At 66.3% G+C, this 14,938-nt stretch carries 12 protein-coding genes; 4 read left to right on the top strand and 8 right to left on the bottom strand.

Features of this window, described 5'->3' with window-relative positions; all coding sequences use genetic code 11:
* Position 1: 1 nt before the first annotated feature.
* The 8 genes from ABV408_RS09325 to ABV408_RS09290 all read right to left on the bottom strand — a co-directional run bounded on the left by ABV408_RS09325 (position 2) and on the right by ABV408_RS09290 (position 9,699).
* Positions 2-733 (bottom strand): sulfotransferase family 2 domain-containing protein, encoded by a 732-nt coding sequence (locus ABV408_RS09325; protein WP_353982118.1) that lies wholly within the window; start codon positions 731-733, stop codon positions 2-4.
* 109 nt (positions 734-842) lie between these two features.
* On the bottom strand, positions 843-2,276 hold the full coding sequence (gene cysN / locus ABV408_RS09320) for a sulfate adenylyltransferase subunit CysN (protein WP_353982117.1): 1,434 nt from the start codon (positions 2,274-2,276) through the stop codon (positions 843-845).
* A 165-nt stretch (positions 2,277-2,441) separates the two neighbouring features.
* On the bottom strand, positions 2,442-3,359 hold the full coding sequence (gene cysD, locus ABV408_RS09315; RefSeq protein ID WP_353982116.1) for a sulfate adenylyltransferase subunit CysD: 918 nt from the start codon (positions 3,357-3,359) through the stop codon (positions 2,442-2,444).
* A 79-nt stretch (positions 3,360-3,438) separates the two neighbouring features.
* Positions 3,439-4,329, bottom strand: a complete 891-nt coding sequence (gene cysQ, locus ABV408_RS09310; RefSeq protein WP_353982115.1) for a 3'(2'),5'-bisphosphate nucleotidase CysQ — start codon at positions 4,327-4,329, stop codon at positions 3,439-3,441.
* Positions 4,330-4,369: 40 nt separating this feature from the next.
* A complete protein-coding gene (locus tag ABV408_RS09305) occupies positions 4,370-5,743 on the bottom strand; it encodes an oligosaccharide flippase family protein (protein WP_353982114.1) in 1,374 nt (457 codons plus the stop codon).
* 94 nt (positions 5,744-5,837) lie between these two features.
* Complete coding sequence (locus ABV408_RS09300) at positions 5,838-8,075, bottom strand: polysaccharide biosynthesis tyrosine autokinase (RefSeq protein WP_353982113.1); 2,238 nt, start codon at positions 8,073-8,075, stop codon at positions 5,838-5,840.
* Between the two features lie 19 nt (positions 8,076-8,094).
* Positions 8,095-8,532, bottom strand: a complete 438-nt coding sequence (locus ABV408_RS09295; protein WP_353982112.1) for a low molecular weight protein-tyrosine-phosphatase — start codon at positions 8,530-8,532, stop codon at positions 8,095-8,097.
* Between the two features lie 3 nt (positions 8,533-8,535).
* Positions 8,536-9,699, bottom strand: coding sequence for a polysaccharide export protein (locus tag ABV408_RS09290; protein WP_353982111.1), 1,164 nt, complete (start codon positions 9,697-9,699; stop codon positions 8,536-8,538).
* A gap of 1,107 nt (positions 9,700-10,806) precedes the next feature.
* On the opposite strand from ABV408_RS09290, the gene ABV408_RS09285 reads away from it, so the two are divergent.
* Genes ABV408_RS09285 through ABV408_RS09270 form a run of 4 tightly spaced genes read left to right on the top strand, consistent with a single transcriptional unit; the run spans position 10,807 to position 14,741 of the window.
* Positions 10,807-11,046, top strand: a complete 240-nt coding sequence (locus ABV408_RS09285; protein WP_081918900.1) for a hypothetical protein — start codon at positions 10,807-10,809, stop codon at positions 11,044-11,046.
* Positions 11,046-11,720, top strand: coding sequence for a YjbF family lipoprotein (locus ABV408_RS09280; protein WP_353982110.1), 675 nt, complete (start codon positions 11,046-11,048; stop codon positions 11,718-11,720). The genes ABV408_RS09285 and ABV408_RS09280 overlap by 1 nt, the downstream gene beginning before the upstream one ends.
* Before the next feature lie 59 nt (positions 11,721-11,779).
* Positions 11,780-12,586: a capsule biosynthesis GfcC family protein gene (locus ABV408_RS09275; protein ID WP_353982109.1), complete on the top strand. Its 807-nt coding sequence runs from the start codon at positions 11,780-11,782 to the stop codon at positions 12,584-12,586.
* Between the two features lie 13 nt (positions 12,587-12,599).
* Positions 12,600-14,741 carry a YjbH domain-containing protein gene (locus ABV408_RS09270; RefSeq protein WP_353982108.1) on the top strand — a complete coding sequence of 714 codons (2,142 nt, stop codon included), beginning with the start codon at positions 12,600-12,602 and terminating at the stop codon, positions 14,739-14,741.
* The last annotated feature ends 197 nt before the right edge of the window (positions 14,742-14,938 follow it).

Below are 14,938 nucleotides of genomic sequence, written 5' to 3'. Positions count from 1 at the left end.
CTCAGGGCGTGTAGCCGAAGATCTCGAAATCGCGCCGGTAGAGGCGTGAGGCGATCGCGGTAAGCTCGCTGTCGTAGTAATCGCGATAGTCCCGGCGTGCAGTGGCGTTGACCACCGCCAGCGGCGCCACGCGACTGATGCGCAGATCGGCGGCGATACGCCGATAGTCGGCATCGATGTTCTCGTAGCGCCCGACATAGTCGACCAGCGGCTGGCCCTGGGCGTCGCACAGGAACTCGGCCTGGGGCCGGAAGTGGACCCAGCGCATCACCCGGCGGCGATAGCGCGGCCGCGACGCCAGCCGGCGCAGAAAATCATCGAAACCGGAGACGCCGCGCAGATACTTGTCACGGAAAGCGCGGTCGTAGCGCCCGATACCGCCCTTCTCGAGGTAGACGTAGGCGGAGACCAGGCGATCCAGCGGATGGCGCACGAAGCCGAACTTGTAGTAGCGCGCGAAGCGCTCGGCATCGAAGCGGCGATAGCGCTCGGCCGGATCGTGGCCGTGGGCCGGCACTCCGAACAGCGCCTGGAAAATACTGTTGCCGGCGGTCTTGGGCACATGCACGAAGACCACGTCGTTGTTCTCCTCCTGCTCCGAATAGGGGTCGACCAGGTGACGATAGAGGCGATCCTTCACCTCCAGCGGCAGGCGGTCGTTGATACCCAGGATCAAGGATTTGGCCAGGGGGCTCTTTTTCAGGCGATAGCGGGTCTGTATCAGCAGGCTCATGGCACTCCCGTCGATGAGTGATCGCAGTGAATCGAGGCGCCCCGGCGGCGTCGGGCGACGCGCCGGAGGCTTGGCATGGCGGTGGGGTTGGGCTGTGTCGCGGCGCGGGTCAGTCGCCGATGCCGCGCAGCACGGTGCGCAAATCCTTCGCTTCCCAGTGCGGGAAGTGCTTGCGGATCAGCGCGTTGAACTCGACCTCGAAGGCCTTCCAGTCGACCTCGCCGCTCGCCTCGCGGCCCGCCGCCGCGCCGCGGATCAGCCCCGCGCCCACGGTGACGTTGCTCAGCCGGTCGATCACCACGAAGCTGCCGGTCCCCGGGCTGCGCCGGTAGTCGTCCAGCGGCACGCTCGCGGTCAGCTCCACCCGGCAGCGCCCGATGGCGTTGAGCGCCAGCTGCTCCGCCGGCAGCTGCGCCAGGCTGTTGACGTCGATCTGGTATTCGATCTCGGCCACCCGCCCGGCCACTTCCTGGGTACCCAGCTTGAAGTCGTAGAGCCGTCCGGGTTCGAGGGCGTTCTCGTGCATCCACACGATGTCGGCCTCCAGCGCGCTGGCCTGGGTCACCTCGGCATCCGCCGCCACCAGCCAGTCACCGCGGGAGAGGTCGATCTCGTCTTCCAGGGTCACCGTCACCGCCTGCCCGGGGTACGCCTCTTCGAGGTCACCGTCGAAGGTGACGATACGCGCCACCCGCGAGCGCTTGCCCGAGGGCAGCGCCTTGACCGCCTGACCGGGGCGCAGGATCCCGGCTTCGAGCGTGCCGCAGTAGCCGCGGAAGTCGAGGTGCGGGCGGTTGACGTACTGCACCGGCAGACGCAGATCAGAGAGGTTGGCATCGTGCGCGATCTCGACCGTCTCCAGCAGGTCGAGCAGTGCAGGGCCCGTGTACCACTCCATCTGCTCGCTGGGGTTGACGACGTTGTCGCCCTCCAGCGCCGAGAGCGGCACGAAGCGGATATCGCGAGCGTCGAGCTTCTCGGCGAAGGCGCGATACTCGGCGACGATCTCGTCGAAGCGCGCTTCGGCGTAGTCGACCAGATCCATCTTGTTGACCGCGATCACCAGGTGCTGGATACCCAGCAGATCAGCGATGAAGCTGTGCCGACGGGTCTGCGTCTGCACCCCGTGGCGAGCATCGATCAGGATCACCGCGAGGCTGGCGGTGGAGGCACCGGTGGCCATGTTGCGGGTGTACTGCTCGTGCCCCGGGGTGTCGGCGATGATGAACTTGCGCTTGTCGGTGGAGAAGAAGCGATAGGCGACATCGATGGTGATGCCCTGCTCGCGCTCCGACTGCAGGCCGTCGACCAGCAGCGCCAGGTCGACCTTGTCACCGGTGGTGCCGCTGGTCTTGGAGTCGCGGGTGATGGCGGCGAGCTGATCTTCGTAGATCATCTTGGAGTCGTGCAGCAGCCGCCCGATCAGGGTCGACTTGCCGTCATCGACGCTGCCGCAGGTGATGAAGCGCAGCAGGTCCTTGTTCTCGTGCTCGTGCAGGTACTGCTCGATATTGTCGGCGATGAGCGAAGACTGGTGGGCCATGTTGAAATCCCGAAATTCAAGAATCAGACGCTGAGCGAAAAGTCAGCGAGCGATGGCCAGACAAGGCGAACAGCGGCGAAAGCGCGGAGTTTACGGGGTGTAAATGAGCAGCTTGAGCCGATGTTCAACACCGTCTGGCCGAGCACAGCGAGTTTTCGCCAGCGGCTAGAAGTACCCCTCGCGTTTCTTCTTCTCCATCGACCCCGCCTGATCGCGGTCGATGGCCCGGCCCGAGCGCTCGCTGGTGCGGGTCAGCAACATCTCCTGGATGATCTCGGGCAGCGTCGCCGCCCGCGACTCCACCGCCCCGGTGAGCGGATAGCAGCCGAGGGTGCGAAAACGCACCCACTTCTCTTCCGGCACTTCACCCGGTGCCAGCGGCAGGCGCTCGTCGTCGACCATCACCTGCATGCCGTCACGCTCGACCACCGGGCGCGGCGCGGCAAAATAGAGCGGCACGATGGGGATCGATTCGAGGTAGATGTACTGCCAGATATCCAGCTCGGTCCAGTTGGAGAGCGGGAAGACGCGGATCGATTCGCCCTGGTTGACCTTGCCGTTGTAGAGCCGCCACAGCTCCGGGCGCTGGTTCTTGGGGTCCCAGCGGTGGTGCTTGTCACGGAAGGAGTAGACACGCTCCTTGGCCCGGGACGCTTCTTCATCGCGCCGCGCGCCGCCAAAGGCAGCATCGAAGCCGTACTTGTCCAGCGCCATCTTCAGCGACTGGGTCTTCATGATGTCGGTGTACTTGGCGCTACCGTGATCGAAGGGGTTGATGCCGGCGGCGCGCCCCTCCTCGTTGATGTGTTCGATCAGCTCCATGCCCACGCTGGCCGCCATGCGGTCGCGGAACTCGATCATCTCCTTGAACTTCCAGGTGGTGTTGACGTGCATCAGCGGAAACGGCGGCGTCCCCGGATAGAACGCCTTGCGCGCCAGATGCAGCATCACCGAGGAGTCCTTGCCGATCGAGTAGAGCATCACCGGGTTGCGGAACTCGGCCGCGACCTCACGGATGATGTGAATCGACTCCGCCTCGAGCTGCTTGAGGTGGGTTTGACGTTCCGGTGTGATTTCCAGCATGAGGGGTTCCGTACGGTTTGATGTCCCTATCCGCGCGAGCCGGCACTCGCGACATCGCGAGCGGCGGCACGCGCCACGGTCAGCGTGCGCGCTGCAGCGCGCTTTCCCAGCGCTCATCGCGCTGCGCACAGACGATGAAGGCAGGATTGACGTAGCTCTCGCCCTGGGTGCAGCGCAACGGCGCCAGCGTCTCGGCCTCGAGCACCTCGCCCCCCGCCGCCAGCACCACCGCCTGGGCCGCGGCGGTGTCCCACTCGCAGGTCGGGGCCAGGCGCGGGTAAAGATCGGCGCTCCCCTCCGCCACCAGGCAGAGCTTGAGCGAGCTGCCGAGGCTGGTGAGGCGATGTGCCGGCAGCCCGGCGCAGAAGGCCTCGAGCGCCTCGGCGGCGTGGGAGCGGCTGCCCACCACCACCCAGGACTCGGCCGCCGGGTCGGGCAGCGCACGCACGCCGATGCGCTCGACCACGCCCGCCCCGATCTGCTTGAAGGCACCCTCTTCGCCGCCCCACCAGGTGGTGGGCCCGGCCGGCAGCGCCGGGGCGTGGACGATGCCGAACACCGGCACCCCCGCCTCGATCAGCGCCACGTTGAGGGTGAACTCACCGTTTTGCTTGAGAAACTCCTTGGTGCCATCGAGCGGGTCGATCAGCCAGTAACGCGGCCAGCCGCGACGGGTCTCGAACGTGGCTTCGGCGGCCTCTTCCGAAACCACCGGATACCCCGGGGTGAGCCGTTCGAGCGCCTGCACCAGCGCCTCATGGGCGGCCAGATCGGCCGCCGTCAGCGGCGAGTCGTCGGTCTTCCAGGTGACCTCGGCGTCGCCGCGATAGATCGCCATGACCCGCTCGCCGGCCGCGTGCACCGCCTCCAGCAGCGCCGCCAGCGGCAGGGTCGCGATATCGGAGGCGCCGGCGGACGAGGTAACGGGCGTTTCCGGCGCCCTGCCTGTCGCGTGTGGGTATCGGCACATGCTCGAGGGACTCCTTGTCTTTCTCACGTATAGGTCTTGCTCACGGATGGGTGTGGCGACGCGGCGTGTCGGCGGTCGCCGCACGCCCGGGCAGCGGCAACGGCAGCATGACGATGCCCATGTCGCGCCAGACGAAGAATGCCGCGACGGCGTTCTGCAACGAGAGCACCAGCGCCAGCGACAGCGCCGCCCCCAGCGCACCCAGCAGCGGGATCAGGACCAGAAAGGCAATCAGTCCCAGGGTGGCGCAGATCAGTGAGATGTTACGCATCAGCCGCTCGCGTCCGGTCATGGTCAGCAGAAAGGCCACCGATCCGGTTGCGACGTTGACCAGATGACCTAGGGCGATGATCCGCAACAGCGGCGCGGCGGCGCCGAATTCGGGCCCGAACCAGCCCAGCACCCAGGCAGGGAAGATCAGGCAGAGCAGCGCCAGCGGCAGCGCCATGGCCGTGGCCACGCGGCTACTCTGACGCGCCAGCCGCGCCAGCGCGCGGTGGTCGCCCTGGTGGTATAGGCGCGAGAAACGCGGCGGGAAGACCGCGTTGATCACCAGCAGAATGAAGCTGATGATCATGCCGACGCGCTCCGCCGACTTGAACAGCCCCAGGTCGACGTGGCTCAACAGCGCCCCGGCGATGAACATCCCCAGCACCTGCTGCAGGAACATCGACAGATTGAGCATGATGAAGCTCTGGGCGGTGGCGAAGAAGGCGCCCTTGTTCGCCAGTGTGGCCGGATCCGGCGCACCGCTGACCGCTGCGGCGTGCCGGCGCAACCAGCGCAGGGTGTGCAGCGCGCCCTGGGCGAAGACCAGCCAGGCGGCGGCGCAGAAGGCCCAGCTCGCCAGCACCAGCGAGCGCGTGTCGCCGACGAGCGCCAGCGCGAGAATGGCGATGGCCGCCCACAGCGAGATGGCGCCATTCTCCTGCAGGCTGGCACGCGCCGGCATGCTGACCCCCTTGAGGAAACCGGCGAGGACGAACGACAGCGTGAAGGCCGGCGTGGCCACGGCGATCGCCGGCAGCATCTCGCCCAGGGTCGGTGCGGCGAAGACGTTGGCGATCGGCGCACGCAACAGCCAGATCGCCAGGGCGAAGAGCACACTCAGCATGAGTGCCCGAAGCAGCGCCCAGCGCAGATAGCAGCGCACGTTGGGGCTATCGCTGTCCTGGCTGACATAGCGCATCAGCGAGCCGTTGAGGCCATAGCAGGCGATGATGCCGGCACCGAAGATCAGGCTCTGCGCCAGCGCGAACAGCCCCACCCCCTGGGCCCCATAGAGCCGGCCCAGCACCACCCCGAGCATCACCGTGCCCAGGGCGGCCACGCCGCGTGCGGCGAAGGTACGGCAGAGGTTGACCACGAGTTCACCGCGCAGCCGGGTGCGGATCGCCGCGAATGCAGGCGTCATGGATATGCCCTCGCGGCCCTTGTCCGCGCCGGAAGAGACGGGCTCCGGGGTCCGGCGGCGTCGACGGTGGTGGGTTTCATGGCGGCTCGCGGGATCACTGATAGTTGTAGTGGTAGTAGCCGTAGCCATAGGCGGTTGCCGCCTTGCGCTCGACCGCGTTGAGGATGGCGCCGCGCGGTTCGACCCCGGCGGTGCGCAGACGACCGATCGCCAGCTCGAGCTCCTTGACCGGATTACGCTCGAAGCGCACCAGCATCAGCGACGTGCCGACCTGCTTGCCGATGATCGCGGCGTCGGTGACCGCCAGAATCGGCGGCGAGTCGACGATCACCAGATCGAAGCGCTCACTGGCTGCGGCGAGGAACGCGCTGAAGCGCGGCCCCATCAGCAGCTCCGAGGGGTTGGGCGGCGCCGTACCCCGCGCCACATAGTTAAGCCCCTCGCACTCGTCCACCCCGCGGATCACCTCATCCAGCGCCAGCCGGCCTCCGAGCACGTCGCTCAGCCCTGACTCCGAGGTCGCGCCGAAAACGTTGTGCACCTGCCCCTTGCGCATATCGGCATCGACCAGCAGCACACGTTGCCCTGCCTGGGCGCAAACCGCCGCCAGGTTGACACTGACGAAGCTCTTGCCCACGCCGGGGCTGGGGCCGGTGATCATCAGACGGTTATCGCTCGCTTCGAGCATCGCGAAGTGCAGACTGGTACGCAAGCCGCGCAGGGCCTCGACCGAGACGTCGGCCGGATTGCGCAACGACAGCAGTCCCCGCGGATGGCGCGGATCGCGCCGCGTGCCACGGCGGCCACGCTGCTCGCGGCGATTGAGCTTGCGCTGTTCGTCCGACAGCGGCACCGTCGCGTAGACTGCCAACCCGGTCTCCTCGATCTGCTCCTGGGTCTCGATACCCCGATGGAAGAGCGCACGCAGGAACACCCCCGCGACGCCGACGATCAGGCCGACGATCACCGCCACCGCCAGCAGCAGCGGCTTGTTGGGTGCCACCGGAGTCGCCTGGACCTGGGCCGAGTCGAGCACGCGGACGTTACCCACGGTGCTGGCTTCGGCGATGCGCGTCTCCTGCACCTTGTTGAGCAGCTGCACGTAGATCTCGTTGTTGACCTCGGCATCGCGCTTGAGACGCAGGATCTCCTGCTGGGTCTTGGGCATCGCCTTGATCTGCTGATCGAGATTCGCTCGCTCACGCTGGAGCTGGGCCTTCTTCTCAAGCAGCGCCTGATAGGTCGGATGACTCTTGGTGAAGCGCTGGGCGATCTCGGCCTCGTTCATCTCCAGCTCGTTGAGCTGGGCTTCGAGATTGACCAGACGGTCGAGCACCGACTTGGTCTCCAGCGACAGATCGACACTGTCCTGGGACTCACGATAGCGATTGAGCTTCTCCTCCGCGCGATCGACCTGAGCGCGGATCTTGGGCACCTGGCCATCGAGGAATTCGAGGCTCTTGCGCGCCTCCTCGGACTGGCGCTGAACGTTCTGCGAGTAGTAGATATCGGCGATGGTGTTGAGCGTTTTCTCGGTCTCCTGCGGATCGGTGCCGGTGAGGCTCCAGCTGAGGATCCCGGTCTCGCTACCCGCCTCGGCCACCGCCAAGCGCCCGCGCAGGGCATTGATGGCGGCGAGATGCGAGCCGTGGCGCAGTTCGAAGGTGGCGCCAGCAGCGGCGTCGATCGAAGTCACCCGCAGCGCCACGCCGCCATGGGCGAAGTTGCTCAGCTCGCCCAGCTTGCCCTCGCCCAGGTCATTGCCGTCGGCATCGAACAGGCGGTAGCGATAGCTGTCGAGCACCCGCAGCCGGAACGGCTGCCCCTCGTAGGCATCGGACACCGGCATCTCGCTGACCGCGATCGACTCACCGCTGAAGGCATAGTGCCAGCCGGCGGCGAAGCCGGGCCGCGAGACATGCTGGCGCTCGAGCAGCCCGCCGATCACCGGCAGCGTCACCGGGTCCACGGAGATGTCGAGGTTGAGCAGATCGACCGCACGCCCCAGGACCATGCGCGACTGGATGATCTCGATCTCCGACAGCGTCGGCGGCTCCTGGCCCAGCAGCGTCGAGACCTCCTTGAGTGGATTGTTACCGGGTGACGAACTCTCGATCTGCACCAGCGCATCGGCGCGATAGATCGGGGTCGCCACGCTGACATAAATCAGCCCCAGCAGGGCGAAGGCAGCGACGCTCGCCAGCACCCACTTCTTGTGATCGACCAGAATCCCGAACAGACGCCGGATATCGATCTCTTCGTGGCTGCGCGGCGCGCTCACCGGGGGCGTCGAGGCTTGAGTTCCCGACAGAGGGTTCGAGGCGTGAGTCATCGTGGGTCCTTGCATCCTTTCATCGTTCCGGCATCTTGCCGATCCAGCCGTCGGCAGCGCTCACCATCAGGCGATGGACGTGCGCGAAGGCGCTCTCGCTCTTGTGGTAGGGATCGGGGATCTCGGGCTCGGCGAGCCAGCGCCCGAACAGCAGGGTCTTGCCCGAAGCCGCCGGTTCGCGCTCGGCGATCGCGCGGCGCTGCCCCTCGCTCATGACCAGGATCAGCTCGGCGTCCTTGAGCATGTCGCCATCGAGCTGACGCGCGATGTGGCCTTCGAGGCTCAGACCGTCGCGCTCGCCCAGCCGCCGGGCCCGCGGGTCGACGCCCTGGCCGACCAGCGCGCCCAGCCCCGCGGACTCGATCTGGCGCCCGGGGAAGCGTTGGCGCAGCAGCGCCGCTGCCACCGGGCTGCGGCAAACGTTGCCGATACAGACCACCAGAATGCGCTGGAACATCGTTCAGTTACCGTCCCGGAGTTCGTCGAAGTCGCGCGTGGCACGGGTCACCTGATAGACCGAGGTGATGGTCGGGGTGAGCTGATTGATCACCCGGTTCCAGCGGCTCAGCGGCGCGGCGGTGACGTAGACGATGTCGGTGGGCTGGAGCATGAACTGGGTACCCAGCACCAGCGCGGTGGCGTTGCGCGCATCGAGCTGATAGACGGTCGCCAGCTTGCCACTGGCGGCCGGCGCCTGGCGGATCACGAAGATGCCCTTGGCGTCGGCTTCGGCCTCGTTCATGCCGCCGGCCTGGGAGAGCGCATCGGTCAGTGACAGCCGTGAATTGCCCATCGGCAGCGAGACCGGGTCGACCACTTCGCCCATCACGAACACCTTCTGGTTGCCCAGGTCGGGCACGTGCACCACATCGCCGTCGCGCAGGCGACGATTGGCGCTGAGGTCGCCGTCCTGGAGCATGGCGTGGACATCGATATGCTCGATCTCGTCGCCGCGGGTCAGCACCACGTCGTGCCAGTTGGCGGTCTCACGCATGCCGCCCGCCTGATTGATGGCGTCGAGCAGCGTCAGCGGCACGTTGGTCACCGGCATGACGCCGGGCTTGTCGACCTCACCGGTGACATAGACCTTCTGGGAGTTGAAGCCGGCCACCTTGACGTCGACCTGGGGTGAGGCGATGTACGCCGTCAGCCGCCGCTGCAGCTCGTCGCGCACCGCGTCCACGGTGCGCCCGGCCACCTTCATTCGGCCCACATAGGGGTAGAAGATGGTGCCATCACTGCCGACGGTGCTACCGGACTCACTGCTGGGGCGCTCGCCGCCGGCGGGAATGGTCAGCTCAGGGTGGTCATAGACGGTCACCGAGAGCACATCGCCTACGCCGACGCGATACTGATAGGCCGAGGCCGGCGACGCCTCTCCGGCGTCTTCGAGCGCGTGGCTGAGCGCTGACGGATCGGGCTTTCCGGCGCCAGCCGCACCGGCCTGTTGGGTCCGAATCAGCCCCAGCGTGATCGGTTCGACATCGACCAGATCGTCGATGGGCGCCGAGTCGGTCTCATAGCCGATATGACCACCGGGAGCGAAGGCGCAGCCACTGAGACCGCTAACCAGCAGCAGTACGGCGAGACCGGCAAGGCCCCGTCCAACGCCGGCCATCCTCATCGAAGATCCGCCTCGCAGCGGCCAGACTACGGCCGACCCCACCCTTTGATGCTTGCGTCTCATCCCTCTCGCCTCTGCCATTGCACCATCCCTGTCGCTCGGTGCCGCTTGCCCGCGGCAGCATTTTCCTTGCCCCTGAATCCCTATTTGCTGACGCCGCTTGCGTGACATCAGTGCATTGACTCAACACGTCAACAAAAACACAGGGCCGACAACTTTAAATTTAAACACGCTACCGCCCCGAGGTTGTCATGGCATTCCCCGAAGCCCTTCATGAAGCTCTATATCTAGTGCATCGCCCAAATCCGGCGCGATTTAAGCTGCGCTATCCTTGGCGGCAACCCGACTTCATTCAAGCAATGCCAAACCCGTGCCAACTTCATAAAAAGATACTTTACTGAAACATTCGAATTACGTAACCACCGACAGAACGGCATGGCATCGGTTAAAAATCATTTTCTTGCGTATTTGACGCCCCCCTTCGCGTTAGCCAGCTGTAACGAAATGGCGACAGGTTATCTGTGACAGGCACCTCGCAGGGGCGACATCCCGACACTCGCGTGACCAACAGCGCGCCCGGCAGCGCCGCCGAGCCCTACCGAAGAAACCTCCATTGCAGCCAATTTTCAATGGCTTACAAGCCATCAGAAGCCACGCCAGGCGGCTTGGCCTTTGGTCTTACTTCCCCTCGCAGCCCGGCGTGATAATGTCGCAACCCTGCCTGCGAATCGGCCCTTTTTGGTGCACGCCTGCCGGCGACAGCGTCGCTGTCGCCAATTGCTGACAATTCGATTTAGGTTTTTACAAAACCCGTTAAAACGTTGCCAAACGACACGCATCAGCGCCCACTCCGGTCGCCGCGATACCGCCTGCTGTCACCGTCCCGTAACAATAACTCGCGATTCCCTTCTCAATGACGCAACACGTTTTTGGATAAAATGACCTATCTGTTGGGGTCACCACTATTTGCAAATCTCTTGGCATCAATGATTTGACAACTTCCGATTGCCCCGCCGCATAATATTGGCAAGAATGTCATCGGTCTTCGGGCCACGGGCGAGGCGTCAATCGCACTCGTTTAACTTTCCACTCAACCAGGAGCTATCTATGAAGAAGCGAGCCATCTTGGCAGTCGCCTTCATGGCGGTCTCTTCGCTCGCTGCAGCCCAGGAAGTCGCCACGGGCAGTGCAGCCGGCGTTGGCACCGCTGCCAGCGCGTCGACGGCCTCGGCCGTGGGCGCCAGCACGACCGCCTCATCGGTGGGCGCGCTGGCTGCCGCTGGCGGCAGCGACGGAAGTGGTGGTACCGGTACCACCGGCACCACCGGTACGACCGGCACACGTTGATGAGCATATCGGCTCAGCGTTGCCGGGAAGGCCGCCCTCGGGCGGTCTTCTTCATAGTTCTCGCGCTGGCGCTGTCGGGCTGCACCATCGGCAGTCAGCGCTCCCCCGGCGATGTCGTCGCCGGCCTGCGGGGGCCCGACGTGGCCGCCCAGGCCGCCGCCCTGCCCTACGCCTCGCTGGCGCTGGACCTGGCCGGCCACGGTGGGCTGGTGGTGCTGGCCAGTCAGCAGGCCAATACCACCTACTGGCAGTTTCGCGATGGCGCTACGCTAGCGCTCGAGGATGGCTATCCGGTGACCACTGCCGGGCTGCGCGACGAGCTGCTGGGCACCCGCATTCTCAGCGCCGAGGGTACACCGCCGCCGCCCTACCCTTGGCGTCGTCCGGGCAGCGAGACGCACTACCGGATCGAACGCCAGTGGCAGGATGCCGAGGGCGATCTGCACCAGGATAGCGCCCAGGTAACGCTCAATTGCGCGGCACCGGCAGCGGTCGAGCTGCCGCTGACCCGGCGCCGACTGGCGCGCTGCCAGGAAATATCGCACTGGGCCGGCGGCGCCATCACCGAAGCGACGCTATGGCGCGACCCCGAAGATGAGCGGCTATGGGCCTATACCGGCCAGCCGTGGCCGGACGCACCGACGCTGACGTGGCAGATCGCCCGCCCCTGGTGACTGTCATGCCGAAGGATCGGCACGCAGCGCCTTTTCACCGTCAGGGAAACGACCGACACATGCGATCCCCTCTCCCCTTCGCGCTTGGCCTGCTGGCGCTGGGCACCCTCGCGTTCGATGCCGCGGCCACGCCGCCGGCCGACGAGGCCCCCGTGACCATCGAGATTCAGGGCCGCACGACCGTGGCCACGACACTGCTGGAGGCGTGGTCGGCACTGTCGCAACAGGCCCGAGTGAACTGGCCATTCGCCTATGTGGGCGCCGAGCGCACCGACATCGCGACACGCCAGATGCAGCGGCGCCTGCGCGCCGAACTCGACGGGCTCGCCATGCAGGCCCGACTGCAGCGCCAGACGGGGCTGGCCGACGGGCTTGGCGAGTGGTCGCGAGCACTCGATGCCCAGGCGCCTGCACGTATCCCTGGGCGGGTCGACCCAAGCTGGCTGATGGCGCATCCGCGCCACATGCCGGCCCTGGCCGATCTCGATCGTGTTGGCTGGTGCGAGACGCCGAGCTGGGTCGAGGCGTGGACGCCCCAGGGGGTGACGCGGCTCGACTGGCACCCCGGCATGACCACCGAGACGCTGCTGAACGCGCTGCCCGAGGCCGCCCGCGCAGAGAGCGAGCGCCTGGCGCTGATCGATCCGCGTGGCGGGATACGTCGGCTGGGCATGGCCGCGTGGAATCGCCAGTCGGCCACGCTGGTGCCGGGTAGCCGGGTGGTGTTGCAACTCCCTCTGGACGAGGTGAGCGCGCGCTGGGTCGACGCCCGCCTGCCCGACTTTCTGGCCACACGTCTGCCCGGCGATACCTGCCACACCTTTACCCCGGACGCCGCTTCACGCCTGACCACCGCCACCGACTGACGACGCCCCGAGCATGATGCTTCCGATCTCCCGCCGTTCCCGCACGCTGCGCCGTGCGACTCCCGCCATGGGGCTTTCGCTGCCCCTGCTGCTTGGCGCTGCGCCCCACGCCGTGGCCGAGCTCGGCTCCGCCCAGAGCGATTTCGGGGGCGTTGGCCTGATGCAGACACCCAGCGCGCGCATGGCGCCGCTGGGCGAAATCTCGCTGCACTACAACCACGTCTCGCCCTATTCGCGCTACCAGGTCAGCGTGCAGCCGATGGATTGGCTCGAGGCGGGTTTCCGCTACACCTCGATCGGTAACCGCGACTACCGCGCCTCCGGCGACGCCGAACGGGACTACCTCGACAAGGGCATCGATTTCAAATTCAGACTGCATCAGGAAGATCGCTACACCCCGGCGCTGGCGCTGGGTTTCCGCGACTTCGGCGGTACCGGGCTGTTCGGCAGCGAGTACCTGGTGGCGAGCAAGCGCTGGAACGATTTTGACTTCACCCTGGGCCTGGGCTGGGGCTATCTGGGCGCCGGCGGCGGGCTCGGCAATCCGCTCTCGGCGCTCTCCGGACGCTTCGACTCGCGCCGCAGCGAGAACCCGGAAGAGGCCGGCGACTTCGAGTTCGGCGATCTGTTCAGCGGCGATATCGGCGTGTTCGGCGGGGTCGAGTACCAAACTCCGTGGGAGCCGCTGACGCTGCAGCTCGAGTACGACGGCAACGACTACCGCTCGGAGCCCCTGGACAACCCGCAGCGCCAGCGCTCACCGCTCAATCTGGGGGCGCGCTGGCGCCTCGGCGACAATCTCTCGCTGGCGGCGGGTTGGGAGCGCGGCGACACCGCCATGCTCGGCCTCACCCTGAGCGCCAACCTGGCCGGCGCGCGCCAGGCCAAGACCGGCGACCCGCGCCCGGTCGCGGTGGCCGAGCCGCCGCCGCGCACCACCGACGACTGGCAGGCGGTCAGCCGCGACCTGCAGGCCAACGCCGGGATGCGCGTGCATCGCATCACTCGGCGCGACGACGAGCTGGTGGTCGAGGCGGAAGCCACGCGCTACCGCTCGCTGCTGGTCAGCGAGGGGCGCGCCAATCGCATTCTCAACAACCATACCGCCGACGATATCGACACCTACCGCTACCGCTGGCAGAGCGTCGGCATGGGTCTGCGCGACGACGTTCACGACCGCCACGCCTTCCGTCGCGCCGCCGCTTCGGCCGCCTATGATCAGCAGTATCACTACGGACTCTACGCCTCCGCCCTGACCCAGCCCGACGACCGCGCACCGGATGGGGAGCGGCTCTACGCCGACGATCTCGAAGGCTTCGACTGGCGGCTGGCGCCGGGGCTCAACCAGAACATCGGCGGCCCGGACGGCTTCCTCTACCAGCTCTACGCCAAGCTCGATGCCAACTACCGCACCGACGCCAACGGCTGGTTCAGCGGCCAGCTGGCGCTCAACCTGTTCGACAATCTGGACCGCTACGACTATATCGCCGACTCCAAGCTGCCGCGGGTACGCACGCGTATCGGCGACTATCTCGACCGGACCAGCCTCGGCATCTACAACCTGCAGTACACGCGTACCGCGCGTCTGGGTGAGAACTGGTACGGCATGGCCTACGCCGGACTGCTGGAGATGATGTACGTCGGCGGTGGCGGTGAGGTGCTCTATCGCCCCTTCGACAGTCCGGTCGCCTTCGGCGTCGATCTCAACTGGGTCAAGCAGCGCGACTTCGACCAGCGCTTCGGCCTGCGTGCCTACTCGACCTGGACCGGGCACGCCACCACCTATATCGAGACCGGGGTCGAGGACGTGCTCGCCCAGGTCAGCGTCGGGCGCTATCTGGCCGGCGACCTGGGGGTCACCTTCGATCTCTCGCGCCAATTCGACTCCGGGGTCCGCGTGGGCGCCTGGTCGACCTTCACCGATGCCGGCGATGACTACGGCGAGGGCAGCTTCGACAAGGGTTTCTACGTCTCGATTCCGTTCGACGCCTTCTTCGACACCTCGAGCCGCAATGCCACCACCATCGCCTGGCAACCGCTGACCCGTGACGGCGGGGCGCGCCTGGCGCGGCGCTACACCCTCTACGGGCTGACCCAGGATCGCGAGATGGGGCACTACTGGCAGGACTACGAGCGGATGTGGGATGAACCCTGAAGGCGAGCTGTTTCACTAGGTGCTGTCTGAAAAGTCGACGAGCGAAGGCAAGGCCGGGGCGCGCAGCTAAGGCAAAAATCGGCGAAAACGGACCGGGCTGGCGCTCCAGTTTACGGGGTGTAAATGAGCATTTTTGACCGGGCTGGCGCTCCAGCCGATTTTTAACGCCGTATGGACGAGCGCAGGCATTTTTCAGA

It is taken from the genome of Salinicola endophyticus, from assembly GCF_040536835.1.
Lineage (GTDB): Bacteria > Pseudomonadota > Gammaproteobacteria > Pseudomonadales > Halomonadaceae > Salinicola > Salinicola endophyticus_A.
The sequence above is the reverse complement of the archived record's forward strand: the minus strand, read 5'-3'. Positions and strand labels throughout refer to the sequence as shown.

Coding starts and splice junctions, on each gene's coding strand:
- ABV408_RS09325 (WP_353982118.1), bottom strand. CDS start 733: ATGAGCCTGCTGATACAGACCCGCTATCGCCTGAAAAAGAGCCCCCTG.
- cysN (WP_353982117.1), bottom strand. CDS start 2,276: ATGGCCCACCAGTCTTCGCTCATCGCCGACAATATCGAGCAGTACCTG.
- cysD (WP_353982116.1), bottom strand. CDS start 3,359: ATGCTGGAAATCACACCGGAACGTCAAACCCACCTCAAGCAGCTCGAG.
- cysQ (WP_353982115.1), bottom strand. CDS start 4,329: ATGTGCCGATACCCACACGCGACAGGCAGGGCGCCGGAAACGCCCGTT.
- ABV408_RS09305 (WP_353982114.1), bottom strand. CDS start 5,743: ATGACGCCTGCATTCGCGGCGATCCGCACCCGGCTGCGCGGTGAACTC.
- ABV408_RS09300 (WP_353982113.1), bottom strand. CDS start 8,075: ATGACTCACGCCTCGAACCCTCTGTCGGGAACTCAAGCCTCGACGCCC.
- ABV408_RS09295 (WP_353982112.1), bottom strand. CDS start 8,532: ATGTTCCAGCGCATTCTGGTGGTCTGTATCGGCAACGTTTGCCGCAGC.
- ABV408_RS09290 (WP_353982111.1), bottom strand. CDS start 9,699: ATGAGGATGGCCGGCGTTGGACGGGGCCTTGCCGGTCTCGCCGTACTG.
- ABV408_RS09285 (WP_081918900.1), top strand. CDS start 10,807: ATGAAGAAGCGAGCCATCTTGGCAGTCGCCTTCATGGCGGTCTCTTCG.
- ABV408_RS09280 (WP_353982110.1), top strand. CDS start 11,046: ATGAGCATATCGGCTCAGCGTTGCCGGGAAGGCCGCCCTCGGGCGGTC.
- ABV408_RS09275 (WP_353982109.1), top strand. CDS start 11,780: ATGCGATCCCCTCTCCCCTTCGCGCTTGGCCTGCTGGCGCTGGGCACC.
- ABV408_RS09270 (WP_353982108.1), top strand. CDS start 12,600: ATGATGCTTCCGATCTCCCGCCGTTCCCGCACGCTGCGCCGTGCGACT.